Source organism: Pararhodobacter sp. SW119 (assembly GCF_017811755.1).
Taxonomy (GTDB): Bacteria; Pseudomonadota; Alphaproteobacteria; order Rhodobacterales; family Rhodobacteraceae; genus Pararhodobacter.
Map to the genome: position 1 here is coordinate 1 of NZ_JADDJF010000061.1, position 15,040 is coordinate 15,040.

The window sequence follows — 15,040 nt, forward strand, 5'->3', positions numbered from 1 at the left end:
CTTGGTGGCGAAGGACCTGATATAGGCGGCATATGAAGCGGGAAGAGATCGAAGACGCCTTGCAGGGCATTTTGGAGACCTTGGCGCACATCGAGCACGAGCGCTGGTCACATTGGCAGAAGTACATGCACGCCAAGGGTAGCCGGCAGGCAGATGGAAGCTTGCTGATACCGGCCGATCTTGTTGCGCAGTGGGATCGTCAGAGCGCCACGCCATATGCGGAACTCTCCGCAAAGGAGAAGGAGAGCGACCGCGACCAAGTGCGGAAGTATCTCCCAGCAATCGTCGAAGCCCTTTCTACAAATTGAAAGGAGCCTCCGATCGGAGAACAGGCCCGTTACCAAATGTGTTGCACCACCCGGCGGACCCCCCCGTGCAGCCGGGTCCGCAAAGGACTCGCGCCCTCGCAGAAATCGGCGAGGGCGTCTCCCGATTGTCGCATGTGCGGACCTTCCGGTCATTCGCTGCGGGTGCGTCGTGCTTGTTCGCAGTTGCGGCGACACCGACGTAGAGGGCGGACAGCGGACCCGTGCGGGAGCAGCATCGCATCCGCAGAAACTCACTATAGCGGCCATCGGAACGGGTGGCGACGCTAACTCGCAAAGCCGCTTAGCTCGGGTGGATCGTTGGGGTTGCTGCGGTAAGAACTGATCGCTTCTTCATGTTGAGCTGTGTCTTGCAGCATGGCGCTTGGCTCGCCGCGGCGCTACTGCGTTCGCGGGGGCGATCGTGGCACTGCTGGTGAAGTCCCCAACCTCGCCTGAGTGCTTCGGAAATGCCCAGACGTCATCCGGTCAGCAAGAACCACGCTCCGAACGATGCCAGCCCGACGCCGATGATCCGGCCGGTCTGCACGCCGAAGGGCGCCGTTTTCTCGATCGCGACGAGCAGGGCTACGCCCAAGATCCAGTAGAGGTTCATCACGCCGCCGACAAAGAGCAGGGCCATGAGCGCCCAGCAGCAACCGAGGCAGAAGGCGCCGTGATGCGCACCCATCACAAGGGCGCCGGTGTATCCCGGACGCCGGTGTTCAGTCAGGAATTGCGCCGGTGAGCGGCAATGACGAAGACAGGCCGCCTTGAGAGGAGAGAACTGGTATGCGCCCGCAAGGAGAAGGACCGCGCCGGCGGCATGGGCGGAACTGACGGTCATCATCGCGGCCGAGATCATCCCCACCGCCTGGAAACCCAATTGCAGCGCCGTCGCCGCAACGCTGAACAGGGCCCAGACAAGCAGGTACCCGGCCAGAAACCAAATGCTCTGCGCGCCCGCGTTCGCCCGCTGTGACGAGCAGCGACGAAGTGCCGCGAAGAGCAGCAGGGTCGGTGCTGCGGACGGCGTCATCATGGCAATCATCATGATCCACCACATGAGCACGAGCATGACCGCATGCGCAGGGCCCCATTCCGGCGTTTCCCCCATGTCCATCGCTGCGCCTGAGCTGCCCGCCATGCGCGTCATCTCGAGCGCGGTCATCTCCATGCCGACGCCGAACACGGTGTAGGCGGCGGCCAGGGCCGTGACCATGGCAACTGCGCCGAGCACGATTGTCCGGTCATGACGCAGCGCGCGGTCGAGGATCGGCAGCTGGCCGCCCGAGCCCGCGGTCATTGCGGCGCCGTCGCTTCGCGAACAACCCCGCTGCCATTCAGGTGAAGCGTCGCAAAATGGGCATGGGTGTCGGTCAGGCCCTCAAGCCTTATCCCGCCGCCCATCGTCTGCGTGCTGCCGCTCGCGACTTCGGCCTCGGTGTACTCGAAGCCGTGCGGCAGATTGATGCGAGCCCGGTGCGGAGCGCCGGTCACGATATGGGGTATGGGTTTGGCGTCGAGTTCGAATATCTCGCCGACGCGGGCACGCCCGGTCCGGCTCTCCTTGTCCATCTCCAGAGTTATCGGCGCGCGGACCGTCGGGTGCTTGTTCGGGCTCATACGGGAATAGACAAACCACATCGTCGCCATTTCGTCGGTGTCGCCGCCGGTCATGATGGTTTCGATCGCGTGGCATTGCGCCTCCCCGGCGCTTTCGTCCACGATTAGCTGCATCTGGCCGTCGCCATCATGGATCGCCTTTGGCCAGGCGTAGACAGCCGCCACGCGCAGTCCGTCGAGACTCACGTCGCCGTAATGCCCCTTTTCGATCTGGTAAACGATTGCCGCCCTGCAACTGCCGCCCGTCGGCAAAACGCTGAACTGGCAGGGACATCCGAAGTTGCAATTGCAGTTGACCATTTCCTGGCCTCTGATTTCCCAGGGCGTCATGTGCTCCTCCTTTCTATGCCGGGCTCTTCCGGCTTTTGGGGATCTGGAAGTCACGCGTTGTAAGTGCCTTCTGCTTCCAGCTCTCAAGCTGCGCCCGCCCAAAGAACGGGTGCCCGATTCAGTGGCTTTCGACCATTGTTCTGCTGTCGGGCTGGCTGGCGTGAACGGCAGGCCGGATGTTCTGATTGACCCTGAAGAGGTTTTCCGGGTCGTACTTGGCCTTGACGTCCGCGAGGCGCGCGTAATTGTCGCCGTAGCTTGCCCTGACGCGGGCCTCGCCCTCATCGTCCATCATGAAGTTGATGTAGCCGCCCTCGCGGTTGAATTTATGGACCGCCTTCCAATAGTCGCGCGCCCATTGCGTGAGCTCGGCGGCCTTGGCCGGGTCGAGATCGATGCCGGCGATCACCATCGACCAGGTGGCGTCGCGCGCGTTCCAGGCCGTCTCGCCCGGGCCGATGCGGCGCACGGCCCCGTCGATCGGATAGAGATGCATGAGCGACAATTCGGAAGGCGCTTTCTGCGCCTGCGCGATATGCACCTCGATCGCCTCGTCCGGCAATTCGGTCACAAAGTCGCCCTTCCAGTGCCATTGCAGGCCCTTCGGGAAGAACGGATCGAACATGCCCTGAAGGGCCGGAAACGGAATCGCGTCCATCCAGTTGAAAATCGGCGGCGGCAGGCGGTCCAGGAGCGGCGCCATTGCGGCCTTACCGTCCTCGGCCGTGCCGTTGTAGCACGCGACAACGGCACAGGCCTTTTTCCCCCAATGCTCACGCGGGAAGGGATCGGTCGACGGAACACTCTTGAGGCCCACGAAGACGCCAAGTGCCTCGGGTGCGTCCGGCAGATAGTCGCGATAGGCGCGCATGACATCGGCTGCGTGGCGGGCGTCCCAGAAGACGGGTCCGGCAAAGACCGTGTTGACCGGATGCGCCTGAAAGAGAAAGCTCGTCACGACGCCGAAGTTGCCGCCGCCGCCGCGCAGCGCCCAGAAGAGGTCGGCGTTCTCGGACGCGTTCGCCGTGACGAACCGACCGTCGGCGAGCACGACATCGGCCTCGATCAGGTTGTCGATGGTCAATCCGTGCTTGCGCGTCAGGTAACCGGTGCCGCCGCCGAGGGTGAGCCCGGCGATGCCGGTCGTCGAGACGATCCCGGCGGGTACGGCAAGCCCGAAGGGATAGGTGGCGTGGTCGACTTCGCCCTGCGTGCAACCCGCGTCCACGCGCACGGTGCGCGCTTCCGGATCGACCCGCACCCCCTTCATCGCCGAAACGTCGATCACCAGGCCATCGTCGCAACTGCCCAGGCCGGGGCCGTTGTGGCCGCCGCCGCGGATGGCGATCAGCAAGTCGTTGTCGCGGCCGAAACTCACCGCCGCGATCACGTCGGCCACGTTGGCGCAGCGTGCGATCATCGCCGGACGCTTGTCGATCATGCCGTTGTAGAGTGCGCGCGCATCGTCATAGTCCGCATCGGTGCGCGAAATGACAGGGCCGCGCAAAGCGCTTTCCAGTTGGGTTTTCAGATTGTCGGTCATGATGTGCTCCTCTTTCTGAGCGTGAATCAGCAAACCGCCTAAAAAAACAGAGTGCAGACTGCACCGGGCGGTCTGACTACAGCACCGCGGCGATCATCCGCGCGGCGCGGGCCGCACCGTCGGCCTCGACTGGGTGGGGACGGCGCGGGGTGGTCAATTCGGCCACCATCGCCTCGGCGATGGTCTCGGGCGGCGAGGTGGCAAAGATCATCCGCCGGCCTGCTTCGTAGCGATCGAGCCGGTGGGCGACGTGGATGTTCTGCTCGAAATGATTGCGCAGCGGGAAATAGAGGAAGGGTGTGCCCGCGGCTGCAAGTTCCATGCAGGTGGTCAGTCCGCCCTGCACCAGCGCCAGGTCGCAGCAGGCCAGGTGCCGGTCGAGATCGGGGACGAAGGCGCGCAGTTCCACACCGGGCGGGGCGTTCAGGCTCGCCGGGTCGAGGCGCGGGCCGGTGACCACGATCATGCGCAACTCGGGCACCGCTTCCTTCGCCAACGGCCAGGCGTGCAGGATGCGCCGGATCAGATGCGCGCCCACCCCCGAGCCGCCCACGGTGACGATGCAGACCTTCTCGTCCGGCCCGTAGCCGACGCGCGCGCGCAGCGCCTCGCGCGGGCCGAACCCCGAAGGATGCGCGCCCATGACGTAGCCCGCGAAATCGTAGTGCCTCGGCACCCAGTCGCGCATCATCGGAAGCCCCTCGCCGAAACCCAGCGGGACGACATCCTCGGGATTGCCGACGAAGATCGACCGGTCGCGAACGGTCGGATTGTTTTCGACATGACCGATCATCTCGGCATTGTAGTCGCTGGTCAGGAATGCTTCGTGTGCGCCGCCTTCCGGCATCGGCACCCAGCCGACGAAATCGGTCAGCCAGACCATCGCCGATTTCTTCAGGCCGGGATGTTCGTGCCAGTAATGGTCGATGTCCCAGGCTTCGTCGGCGATCACCAGGTCGTAGCCGCCTTCCTCGACGGTCTCCTGGAAAACCATGAAGTTCTTGATCAGGATCTCGTCCATCCGGCGGATCGCCTGAAAGGCGTTGAGGTCGTGCTCGCCGGACTCCTCCTCGATATGAGCGGTTTCGCTGGCAAGTCGGGCGCTGCCGGGGTGGAGCCTTTCGTCATTCGCCTCCAGAAGCCGCGTCACCGGGTCCTGCGCCAGCCAGTCCACCTGAATATCCGGGTGCAGCGCCCGAAGCGCCTGCGTGATCGCCACGTCGCGGCGCGCATGCCCGAGGCCAATGGGTGAGGACAGGTAGAGCGCGCGCTTCGGCGCCTTCGCCCGGCGCCGAGGCGGCTTGCCGGGCGCCCAGGTACCCAGATGCCGGGCAAGGAAGTCGCGCATCAGCGTGTTGAACTGGCCCGGAAAGCGGGCGTTTGGGACATGTCCGCCCTCCTCGAAGATATGGATCTCGCAGCCTGTCAGCTCTGCCACCTTCTCGGACGCCGCCACCGGCGCGATCGTGTCCTTGCGACCGTGAACCAAGAGCATCGGGCAACGGATGCGACGGTAGGCTTGCTCATCCAGTTGATATTGCCCCGCATAGGGCGCGGCCATCGAGGCCGCGAGGATGTCGCCCGTCGTCCCGTCGGCCCAGCCGCGCACGTCCTCTTGCTGCTTGGTCGAATGCGGTTCGACGAAAAGCTGTTCCGCAAAGAAGTCGGCAAAATCAGCGTAGTTCCTCCGCCAATACCCGCGGTTGTACTTCTCCCAGCCCTGGGGTTCGCGATCGCCGAGGTCACTGTTGTAGCTTTCGACGCTGTTATGGGGGAATCGCGGGACAAGCGGTGAATGGGCGCCGACGGCGATCACCGCACGCACGCGGTCGGGATGATAGGAGGCAAGGATGGCGCAGGTCGGCCCGCTTTGCGAAAGGCCGAAAAGGATCGCCCGGTCGATGTCGGTGGCATCCATGACCGCAAGTGCATCGGCGACATAGTGACCTTGGCCGAACTGCGAGGGGTCGGTGGGCCGGTCCGACTTGCCGTTGCCGCGTGGGTCCCAGGTAATGCAGCGGAACCGGTCGCTGAAGTACGGGATCTGCGATTTGTACCCGCGCGAATGGATGAACATCCAGGTCGGGATGAAGACGATCGTCTCCGGCCCATCGCCATAGATTTCGCAGTGCAGCGTGACACCGTGCCGGTCGATTTTCAGTTCAGTATGCGGATACAGGGCGCGCATCGGTCTTCCTCCCTATTCCTGTCCGGCCTCCAGCCTTTCGAGCACCACGCCGATCCGTCGCAAGGCTTCTCGGTGGGGCGCGCGGGGACCATCGCGTCCCATCAGGATCTGCGACTCGGCGCCGAGGAACATCACGCTGACCAGCGCCGCGATCTCGTCGGACGAGAAGGGCGAGGGCACGCCCAGCCGACGCAGCGACCGGCGGGCAACGACCACCAGAAGCCGGTGCCAGCCATCCAGCGCTTCGGCCACCGCGTCGCGGATCGCGGGATTCGACCAGCCGGCCGCGATCAACTCCTGGAGGACCCGGACATAGCCGCTGTTCAGATCGTCCTCGAGGAAGTCGCAGGCCAGCGCCCATTGCCGTGAGAGCGGCAGGTTCGGGTCGCCGAACATGGCCCGCTGGCGGTCGAGCAGGGCCGCATTCATCGCCGCAAAGAGCGCCAGAACCATCCCTTCCTTCGAGCCGAAGTGATACTGAATCTGGCTCATCGGCATGCCCGCCGCCTCGGCCACCCGTCGCGTTGAGAGCCCGGCAAATCCATACTCGATCAGGATCTGCTGCGCTGCGTCGAGCAGGTGTCCGCGCGTTTCAATCACTTTCTCGGCCGATACCCGCGCCATGGTGGGTGACTTCCCCCAATTGATCAACCTCGGCAATTACAATAAATCGTTCGAACGAATTTTTCAAGAGGAAGGGCGGATGCGCTCCTTGTAGTCGTGCCAACACAAGGCACAAGACATCGACCAGTTGCTGGCGCTGAATGCGACTGGTGTTTGGACGTCGGCGATGGTTCCCCCTCAGAATCCCTGCCTTCGCAACTCGCTTCCGATCCGGGCTCGGGCTACATCGTCAACCATCGGAAAGGCCGTGAAGAATTGATTTGCCGACGCATCGGTTCTGCGACGGCGGGCTTCCTGACGCCATCGGGCGGCCTGCTGGTGGCGGCCTTCAAGGCCGTTCGCGACCGCTGCGATCATCGCGATCAGGTAATGCGCGCCGGGCGTAGTGGCTGCGCGGTCCGCCCAGCGGGCCGCGGCGCGGGTGTCGCCGATCTGGATCAGGGACAAGGCACGAACACCATGCATGCCATAGAGCAGCGGATCGAGCGGGCTCAGGTTGAGCGCGGTGTCGAGCCCGGTATCGACCGCTTTGGCGTCCCCGGTCAGCATCGCGGTGAAGGCGCCGGCGTAATAGCCTTGCGCATAGTTCGGGTTGAGGTCCACGGCGCGCCTCAGCCAGCCGGCCGCTGTCTCGGGTTCGCGGGTCAGCCAGAAGGACCGACCCATCGTGTAATGCGTGAACGGATCGAGCGGGTCGAGTTCCAGCCCCCGCTCGGCATGACGCCGCGCCGCTGTGGCGGCTTCGCGGTCATCCGGACCGAGGTGAAGAAAGGCATCGATGAAACGCGTGAAGGACAAGCCGGCATGGGCGCGCGCAAATCGCGGATCAAGCGCGACGGCGTTCTGGAAATGCGCGTTGGCGCGCCGATTTGCCTCCGGCGTGAACCGGTAAAGTTCGCCCAAGCCAAGGTGGAAGTTCTTCCAGGCGTCGAGCCGGTCGGAGCCGACGAGGTTGGCCCGCCGCGCCTCGTTCTGCGGCACATGCATGTCGAGTGCGGTGACCACATGCGCGATGATCCGGTGGCGAAGATCTTCGATCTCGCCCAAGGGGGCCGCCAGCCTGTCGGCCCAGATCACTTCGCCCCTGCCGGCATCGGCAAGCTCGATGACAACGACGACCGCGCCATTGCGGATCTCGATCACGCCCGAAAGAACATAGCCGGCCCCCAGCGCGGTGCCGACCAGATCGAGGTCGGTCTCGGCCTTGCGAAAGCGGAAGCACGAGCCTCGCGCGATCACCGCCAGCCAGCGCATCCGCGAGAGGGCCTGGATGATCTCGTGCGGGATCGCCTCGGCAAGAATTTGCAAGTCCGGCATTGTGCCGAGGGGACGGAAGGGCAGCACCGCCACCGAAGGGCGCGAAAGCTCGGCACTCTCAGGACCTGCGGGTTGCTCGACGTGAGCAGGCTTGGCCGGACTGACATCGCTCACTTCGGCCATGAACCGGAACCCGCGCCCATGAACCGTTCGGATGATGCACTGATTCTTGCCGGTGTCCCCGAGGGCGTGGCGCGCCGAGCGAACGCGGCTGGAAATGCTTGCGTCCGAAACCGACTTTCCGTTCCAGACGACCCTTGCGATCTCGTCCTTGCCGACCATCCGGTCGCGATTGCGGATCAAGTGGATGACGAGGGCGAGCACCTGCGGTTCCGCCCGAACCGGCTCTCCGTTCCGGTCAAGTTGGAACCCTGCCGGGTCCAGGGTGAATTCACCGAACCGCCATGCCATGAAACAGATTACCGCAAAATCGTGGGTTTCTACAGGAATTCTTCAGAAGCGCTTCAAGCAATTTCGCGCCAGGAAGCCATAATTCCCTGACCTGCCCAGACAGATGAAAGGAAGCCAAGATGCTTGATCATGTCCTTTCGCGTCACCACCCCCGTCGCGCAATGATTTCGTCCGCGGTCGTCGGCGTGGTCTCGCTGGCTTTTGGCGGCGGCGCCGCCGCCGAGCCGATCAGTGCAAGACCGCTGATCGAGCGGCACAGGTTCTCGGGAGAGGTGACGATAAACCTCACCCAGACCCTCGACGGGCTTGCGCGTCACGAGGTCGAGATGGCCGACGCCTCTGCGCTTGCAGTGGTCGAGTTCACCATCCAGCCCGGCGCGGTATTTCCCTGGCACACCCACCCCGGCACGGTTCTGATCAGCCTGGCGCAAGGTGAACTTGGGTTCATCTATGCCGAAGATTGCGTCGAACGCCGGCTGGCTCCCGGCATCGCGATGGTCGATCCGGGCAACGCGGTGCACACCGCCCGCAATCCCGGCGAGGTACCGACTGTCGTCATTGCGGTCATTCTCGGTGCGCCGGCCGAGGGCGGACTGACGCTGCCAGTGGCGGCCGACGAGGCGGTGGCGCTGGACGAACGGTGCGACATCGAAACGCCGGGCGCGCATGCGCATTGAGTTGGGAGCTGAAATGCGGACCTCGGCGGACCGCAGCCCGCCGAGGACAAGGGCGGCGACAGCACGCCTGAAATGCGATCAACCAGAACCGGAGCGACGCAGATGCTGAAGAATGCCACCATACGGACCACGGCCGGGCGCGGGCGCCTGTTCGCGTCGATCCTGGACACTGTGGGCGACACCCCGGTCATCCGGATCAACAACCTCGCGCCCGAGGGCGTCCGGCTCTACGTCAAGGCCGAGTTCTTCAATCCCGCCGCTTCGGTCAAGGACCGGCTGGCGCTGAACATCATCGAGGCGGCCGAACGCGCCGGCACCCTGAAGCCGGGCCAGACCGTGGTCGAGGCGACCAGCGGCAATACCGGCATCGGGCTGGCGATGGTCTGCGCGCAGAAGGGCTATCCGCTGGTCGTGACCATGGCCGACAGCTTCTCGGTCGAGAGGCGGCGGCTGATGCGTATGCTCGGCGCGAAGGTGGTGCTGACCCCGCGCGCCCAAAAGGGGACGGGGATGTATCAGAAAGCCGTGGAGTTGGCCGAAAAACACGGCTGGTTCCTGGCGCGACAGTTCGAAACCCCAGCCAATGCCGACATCCACGAAGCGACCACCGCGCGCGAGATCATCAACGATTTTGCCAGCGACCGGTTGGATTACGTGGTCACCGGCTACGGCACCGGTGGCACGGTCACCGGGTTGGCGCGCGTTCTGCGCAAGGAACGCCCGGAGACAAAGATCATCCTGTCCGAACCCACCAACGCGGCACTGGTGGCCAGCGGCGTTGAGCAGGAACGCGGCGCCGACGGTTCCCCAGCTGTAAGCCACCCGGCGTTCGAGCCACACCCGATTCAGGGCTGGACGCCCGACTTCATCCCGCTGGTGCTGCAAGAAGCACTGGACAACGGCGGCTACGACGACCTGATCCCGGTTTCCGGCGCGGACGGTGTCGCCTGGGCGAGGAAACTCGCGGCCCGCGAAGGCATCCTGACCGGCGTCTCGGGCGGCGCGAGTTTCGCCGTGGCGATGCAGATCGCCGAGCGGGCGGCACCAGGTTCGGTGATCCTCGCCATGCTGCCCGACACCGGCGAACGGTATCTTACGACACCGCTGTTCGAGGGCATCCCCGAGGAGATGGACGGCGAGGAGCAGGCGCTGTCGCTTTCGACGCCGGGCTACCGGATGGAGTGAGCCGGCATCACCGTGGGATGCCGCGCCGAATGACGCATCGCAGCCTCAGGAGAGCCGGCATGCCAGCATCAGATACCCAAATCCGATCCACTTTCGACCGTGTCAAGCACCCCTTCACTGCGCGGCCCTTCAGCGCACGCGGGACCTATCATGCACGCGCCGAAGCCGGACCCGGCCTTACCGCAACCGCGACCGAGGGGGACCGGAGGTTTGCCGTCGACATGCCCGAGGCCGTGGGCGGCACCGGCGCAGCGCCGACACCCGGCGTCTACGGACGCGCCGCACTGCTTGGCCGTCTGGTGATCAGCCTCAGGATGGAAGCTATCAACGAGCCAAGCGCTTTTCGCCAAAGGTTCGTGCCGAGGTCGAGGTCGATTTACTCGCCTCGGTTGCCGGGTTCCGCAAGCCCGATGGCAGCTACGCCATCCGCGGCGAGTTCGTGACCGTGGTCGGGACCATTTGAGAGGCAGGGGGCGAGAAGATGATCCACGGCGATTTCCGCATGGGCGAGTTGCAAGCCCTCTCCACCGGGGGTGCGGTTTCCATTCCGATGCCCAGCATCGTCGTGTCGGGCGGACAACTGGAGGCTGCGCCATGACCGCGTTGCCGCCTCAATCGCCCGCCATCGAATTCGTCAGTCGCGGCGATGCCGGGCCAGCGGTCCTTTTCGTGCCCGGTTCCTACAGCACGGCGGCTGCTTGGCGCGGGGTCTGGGCGCATTTGCCCGCGGACTGGCAATATGCCGCGACCAGCCTTCTGGGCTGTGGCGCGACGACCGAGACGCGCCGCCCGGGCAATGCGGACATGCCACATGAATTGGCAGTGGTGCGGGCGGCCGCCGCCCGCATGGGCGGCGGGCCGGTGCATCTGGTCGGGCATTCATTCGGCGGCACTGTGGCGCTCGCGGCAGTGCTGGATCATACTTTCGAGGTCGCGAGCCTTGCGCTCTTCGAGGCCAATCCCTTTAATTTGATCGCCGACAACGGGCCGCTCTACGGCGCGGCGTGCGACCTGGCGAGGGAGTTCGCGGCGGCGCTTGAGGCCGGTGACCCTGACGCGGCGGGCCGGATCATCGACTACTGGGGCGGGACGGGCACCTTTGCCGCGATGCCGCCAAAGGTTCAGGATTTCTGCCGCCGGGCAGCACGGGCCAATGCGCTCGACTGGGAAACCTGCCTTGGTTTTCGCTTGGACCTGTCGGAGTTCGCCGCGCTCGACTTCCCGGTAATGCTGGTGCGCGGCGAGGGAGCAATCCCGGCAATGATTGCCATCACCGACGCCCTGGGGGCGTGTCTGCCCGCCGCGCGACAGGAGGTCGTCGAAGAAGCCGGCCGTTTCCTTGTTTCGACCCACCCGAAAATCTGCGCCGCGCTGCTCGCCGAGCATCTGGCGCGCACCGACGTCGCGCCGGCGACGGACGAAGGGAGACCGACATGAACCGCATCTGGTCAAAGGGATCGAGCGGGCGGATTCGCTCGCGCTCGACCCGCACAAGGGGCTGCATGCGCCCTTCGACGTGGCTACGCGCTGATCCGTGCCCGGCTCTAAGTGGCGGGTGGGAAACGCGAAAGGGGTCGTCGCGGATGTGAGGAAATGGCAGCTACGCCGTCCCTTGGGGGGTGCTGACAGTGGCCGGGCCAATCTGACAGGAGCGAGGAAAAGCCATGACCTACGACGATTTCCGGGCGGGCGAAAAACAGGGGTGGGACGCGCGGGCGGATGCCTATGGTACGGCGACAGCCAGGGCGACCGTGCAGTCGATCCCCGATCTGCTGGCGGCGGTGCGGCTTGCGCCCGGGATGCGCATTCTCGATGTCTGTTGCGGTCCGGGCTACGCGGCAGGCGCAGCGGCGGCACTGGGGGCCGAGGCGCGTGGCATCGACTTCGCGCCCCAGATGGTTCGGCAGGCGCAGGCGCGATTTCCAGGGTTGGCCTTCGACGAGGGCGATGCGGAACGGCTCGCCTTCCCGGATGCCTCCTTTGATGCGGTCCTGTGCAATTTCGGACTTTTCCACGTTACTGCGCCCGAACTTGCCATGTCGGAGGCGTTCCGGGTGCTGCGCCCCGGCGGGCACTTTGCCTTCAGCCAGTGGTGCGCACCCGACGAAAACCCAGTTCACCGGTTGACTCTGGACATCGTGCGGCGCCTTGCCGACATGAATGTCGCGCCATCGGCCCCGGACGCGTTCATCCTGTCCAGTCGCCACACGGCGAAGGGGATGATGGCGCAGGCGGGCTTTACCGACATTGCCCTGCGCGATGTGCCGATCCTTCTGCGCGCACCTGCCGAGGATTTCTTCGACTTCATGATGCGGTTCGGCGTGCGCATCCCGTTGATCCTCGAGCGGCAGACAGAGGCGGTTCGAGCGGCAATTCGCAAAGCTTGCGACGTTGAAGCGCAAGCCTTTCGCTCCGGGGACGAAATCCACCTTCCCATGCCCGGTATTGTCGTGTCGGGCCAGAAGGAGGGATTGCTGCCATGACTTCCGCTACAGAGAGGCATACACTCGACCCCGACGACTGGGAAGGAATGCGTGCCGTCGCGCACCTGATGGTAAACGACGCGTTCACCCGACTGGAGGGCCTGCGTGATGGCCCGGTCTGGCAATCGATGCCCGAAGAAATGCGGGGCGCCTTCTCGGGACCAGTGCCCACCGACCCATCGCCGCTGGAAGCGGTCTACACCGATGTCGCGACCAAACTCTATCCCCATGCGATGGGGAATCTCCATCCGCGTTTCTGGGCGTGGTACATGGGCTCAGGCTGCCTGACCGGCGCTCTGGCTGACTTCCTTGCGGCGATCGACGGATCGAACCTCGGCGGTGGCAATACGGGCGCGAACCTCGTCGATCGCCAGGTAACCGACTGGTTGCGGCAGATGATGGGTTTTCCCGAGGGCGCGAGCGGCACGCTGGTGAGCGGCGGCTCGATGGCCAATGTCATCGGGTTGACGACGGCGCGCAACGTCATGGCCGGGATCGACCTGCACCAAGAAAGCCTGGCCGACGCCCCACAACGGCTGCGCTTCTACAGCTCGGACCAGGTGCACAACTGTCATTTGAAGGCGATGAACCTGTTGGGACTGGGCGGTAGGTCGCTGCTCCGCGTCGCGACCGATCACACCTTTCGCATGGATGTCGACGCGCTGCGTGCCGCCATCGCCGCTGACCGGGCGGCGGGGCTGAGGCCCGCCTGCGTCATCGCCACTGCCGGAACCACCAACACCGGTGCCATCGACCCGTTGCCGGAGATCGCCGATCTCTGCCGCGACGAGGGGCTCTGGCTGCACATCGACGGCTGCATCGGCGCGCTCTTCGCAATTGCGCCTGAGAACCGGCACCTGGTGGCGGGGATCGAGCGGGCGGATTCGCTCGCGCTCGACCTGCACAAGGGCCTGCACGCGCCCTTCGACGTCGGTTGCGCGCTTGTCCGCGACCGCCGGCAGCACCGCATGACCTTTGCTGAGACTGCCGAATACCTTCAGGTCGCCAGGCGCGGCCTTGCGGCGGCAGAATTTTTGCACGACTACAGCTTAGAGACAACGCGCGGGTTCCGTGCGCTGAAAGTCTGGATGATGCTTCGCCATCATGGGGTAGACAGCTTCGGCCGCATTCTCGACCGCAACATTGCCCAGGCGCGCCACCTGACGCAACTTATCGAAGCCGACCCGCTGCTCGCGCTGATGGCCCCGACCGCTTCCACCGTGGTCTGCTTCCGCCACGACCCCGGTGGCATGGACGAAGCACGCCTGAAGGCTCACAATACCGAGATCATGCTGCGCCTTCAGGAAAGCGGTGTCGCGGTCATATCTGAAACCACAATCCGTGGCCGCCTTGCCCTACGCGTTGCCATATGCAACCACCGCACCCGCGACGACGACCTCGACCTGCTGATCCGAGAAGTGCGCCAGATCGGGGAGAACCCTACGGCGTCACCAACACTGCGCAACCGAAGCTCGCTGCGGCACTCACGAACGCCGACGAAGCCGCACCGCGGCAAAGCGCAAGTGTCGAAAGGTGGGTAAGGACAGTCCTTTTCGCTGCGTATGCGAAGCGACCCACCCTGCCGCGCATTGCCTGAATGTCGTTGTTGGGCTCGAAGCGGTCCTCGCCTGCATTGGTTCGGCTCAGCTACTCGCGGTGAGTTCATTTCCCCCGCGTTTTCGCGGCGCCCGACCCACGATGAGGTGCCATAAAGATTTTTCGGGAACCATCCTGCCGTTCGGAACGCGCAAGAAAAATAAAATGCGAAGCATGTTCCGCTTCGTTCCGCAGCCAACCGGCCAATCTTCCCGTCGAACCCGCAATGCCCCGGGGAAACAGAGGAGTTCAGAACCGACTTGACGCTGCCGCGATGGTGCAGCCGCCATAGAGAAAGGTCGACGCACATGCTCGACTCACATCCATCCGAAAACCGCGACGCCACCCTCAGCGCCGTGCGCCGCTTTTTCATCGACTACGGCCATGAACTTGCCGATGCAGCTGCGCTCCTCGGTGGCGCGCCCGCTGAGGCCAAGGTCATCGCATGTGGTCTCCACGTTTGGGCCGCCGCTCACATCGACGGTCGTATCCGCCGAGATCTCACCGCTCTCCACCGGTTGCTTGCGCTCGAAGACGTAGGTGATCCGGACCGCATCGAAACGGAACTTTTCTCCATGATCGATCCGGCATCACCGAAGGTCGAGACGATCTGCATTCTCACGGACAGGATGTCGGAACTCCTGCGCGCCATCGATGATGGCCCTGAACGCCGCAATCGTGCCGCCAGCCACAACAATCGTACGCTCGCTGCCTGAGGCCGAACCTCAACCCTGCACCCAGGGGTTGAGGCTTGA

General features: G+C 64.6%; 14 protein-coding genes. 8 read left to right on the forward strand and 6 right to left on the reverse strand.

The genetic code is table 11. The features are described 5' to 3' along the window. Positions 1–32: 32 nt before the first annotated feature. On the forward strand, positions 33–308 hold the full coding sequence (locus IM708_RS18275) for a hypothetical protein (protein ID WP_209428012.1): 276 nt from the start codon (positions 33–35) through the stop codon (positions 306–308). A gap of 478 nt (positions 309–786) precedes the next feature. Here the strand turns inward: IM708_RS18275 and IM708_RS18280 are convergent, their stop codons facing one another. The 6 genes from IM708_RS18280 to IM708_RS18305 form a co-directional block, all read right to left on the reverse strand. Then, a complete protein-coding gene (locus IM708_RS18280; RefSeq protein WP_245243305.1) occupies positions 787–1,611 on the reverse strand; it encodes a DUF2182 domain-containing protein in 825 nt (274 codons plus the stop codon). Continuing rightward, entirely contained in the window at positions 1,608–2,261 is a 654-nt protein-coding gene (locus IM708_RS18285; RefSeq protein WP_209428013.1) for a DUF1326 domain-containing protein, read from the reverse strand. Before IM708_RS18285 ends, IM708_RS18280 begins: the two co-directional genes overlap by 4 nt. Positions 2,262–2,379: 118 nt before the next feature. Further along, positions 2,380–3,804, reverse strand: coding sequence for an FAD-binding oxidoreductase (locus IM708_RS18290; RefSeq protein ID WP_209428014.1), 1,425 nt, complete (start codon positions 3,802–3,804; stop codon positions 2,380–2,382). 76 nt (positions 3,805–3,880) lie between these two features. Next, positions 3,881–5,992, reverse strand: coding sequence for an alpha/beta hydrolase (locus IM708_RS18295; RefSeq protein WP_209428015.1), 2,112 nt, complete (start codon positions 5,990–5,992; stop codon positions 3,881–3,883). A 12-nt stretch (positions 5,993–6,004) separates the two neighbouring features. Continuing rightward, complete coding sequence (locus tag IM708_RS18300) at positions 6,005–6,616, reverse strand: TetR/AcrR family transcriptional regulator (RefSeq protein ID WP_209428016.1); 612 nt, start codon at positions 6,614–6,616, stop codon at positions 6,005–6,007. 177 nt (positions 6,617–6,793) lie between these two features. After that, a complete protein-coding gene (locus IM708_RS18305; RefSeq protein WP_245243306.1) occupies positions 6,794–8,056 on the reverse strand; it encodes a hypothetical protein in 1,263 nt (420 codons plus the stop codon). 18 nt (positions 8,057–8,074) lie between these two features. On the opposite strand from IM708_RS18305, the gene IM708_RS21420 reads away from it, so the two are divergent. From IM708_RS21420 to IM708_RS18335, 7 genes are all read left to right on the forward strand, one after another. Beyond that, complete coding sequence (locus tag IM708_RS21420) at positions 8,075–8,434, forward strand: hypothetical protein (RefSeq protein ID WP_245243307.1); 360 nt, start codon at positions 8,075–8,077, stop codon at positions 8,432–8,434. Between the two features lie 29 nt (positions 8,435–8,463). Further along, positions 8,464–9,021: a cupin domain-containing protein gene (locus IM708_RS18310; RefSeq protein ID WP_209428018.1), complete on the forward strand. Its 558-nt coding sequence runs from the start codon at positions 8,464–8,466 to the stop codon at positions 9,019–9,021. A 102-nt stretch (positions 9,022–9,123) separates the two neighbouring features. After that, complete coding sequence (locus IM708_RS18315; protein ID WP_209428019.1) at positions 9,124–10,206, forward strand: pyridoxal-phosphate dependent enzyme; 1,083 nt, start codon at positions 9,124–9,126, stop codon at positions 10,204–10,206. Between the two features lie 594 nt (positions 10,207–10,800). Beyond that, entirely contained in the window at positions 10,801–11,643 is an 843-nt protein-coding gene (locus IM708_RS18320) for an alpha/beta hydrolase (protein WP_209428020.1), read from the forward strand. Between the two features lie 227 nt (positions 11,644–11,870). Then, complete coding sequence (locus IM708_RS18325) at positions 11,871–12,689, forward strand: class I SAM-dependent methyltransferase (RefSeq protein ID WP_209428021.1); 819 nt, start codon at positions 11,871–11,873, stop codon at positions 12,687–12,689. Positions 12,690–12,736: 47 nt separating this feature from the next. Then, the gene (locus IM708_RS18330; protein WP_245243308.1) at positions 12,737–14,230 is read left to right on the forward strand and encodes an aminotransferase class V-fold PLP-dependent enzyme; all 1,494 of its coding nucleotides are present in this window, start codon (positions 12,737–12,739) and stop codon (positions 14,228–14,230) included. Positions 14,231–14,593: 363 nt separating this feature from the next. Further along, positions 14,594–15,001: a hypothetical protein gene (locus IM708_RS18335; protein ID WP_209428022.1), complete on the forward strand. Its 408-nt coding sequence runs from the start codon at positions 14,594–14,596 to the stop codon at positions 14,999–15,001. The last annotated feature ends 39 nt before the right edge of the window (positions 15,002–15,040 follow it).

Excerpts from the sequence above, each read along its gene's own strand:
- IM708_RS18310 (WP_209428018.1), top strand. The coding sequence starts at position 8,464 with ATGCTTGATCATGTCCTTTCGCGTCACCACCCCCGTCGCGCAATGATT.
- IM708_RS18295 (WP_209428015.1), bottom strand. The coding sequence starts at position 5,992 with ATGCGCGCCCTGTATCCGCATACTGAACTGAAAATCGACCGGCACGGT.
- IM708_RS18290 (WP_209428014.1), bottom strand. The coding sequence starts at position 3,804 with ATGACCGACAATCTGAAAACCCAACTGGAAAGCGCTTTGCGCGGCCCT.
- IM708_RS18285 (WP_209428013.1), bottom strand. The coding sequence starts at position 2,261 with ATGACGCCCTGGGAAATCAGAGGCCAGGAAATGGTCAACTGCAATTGC.
- IM708_RS18315 (WP_209428019.1), top strand. The coding sequence starts at position 9,124 with ATGCTGAAGAATGCCACCATACGGACCACGGCCGGGCGCGGGCGCCTG.
- IM708_RS18300 (WP_209428016.1), bottom strand. The coding sequence starts at position 6,616 with ATGGCGCGGGTATCGGCCGAGAAAGTGATTGAAACGCGCGGACACCTG.
- IM708_RS18305 (WP_245243306.1), bottom strand. The coding sequence starts at position 8,056 with ATGGCCGAAGTGAGCGATGTCAGTCCGGCCAAGCCTGCTCACGTCGAG.
- IM708_RS21420 (WP_245243307.1), top strand. The coding sequence starts at position 8,075 with ATGAACCGTTCGGATGATGCACTGATTCTTGCCGGTGTCCCCGAGGGC.
- IM708_RS18275 (WP_209428012.1), top strand. The coding sequence starts at position 33 with ATGAAGCGGGAAGAGATCGAAGACGCCTTGCAGGGCATTTTGGAGACC.
- IM708_RS18280 (WP_245243305.1), bottom strand. The coding sequence starts at position 1,611 with ATGACCGCGGGCTCGGGCGGCCAGCTGCCGATCCTCGACCGCGCGCTG.
- IM708_RS18320 (WP_209428020.1), top strand. The coding sequence starts at position 10,801 with ATGACCGCGTTGCCGCCTCAATCGCCCGCCATCGAATTCGTCAGTCGC.
- IM708_RS18325 (WP_209428021.1), top strand. The coding sequence starts at position 11,871 with ATGACCTACGACGATTTCCGGGCGGGCGAAAAACAGGGGTGGGACGCG.
- IM708_RS18330 (WP_245243308.1), top strand. The coding sequence starts at position 12,737 with ATGCGTGCCGTCGCGCACCTGATGGTAAACGACGCGTTCACCCGACTG.
- IM708_RS18335 (WP_209428022.1), top strand. The coding sequence starts at position 14,594 with ATGCTCGACTCACATCCATCCGAAAACCGCGACGCCACCCTCAGCGCC.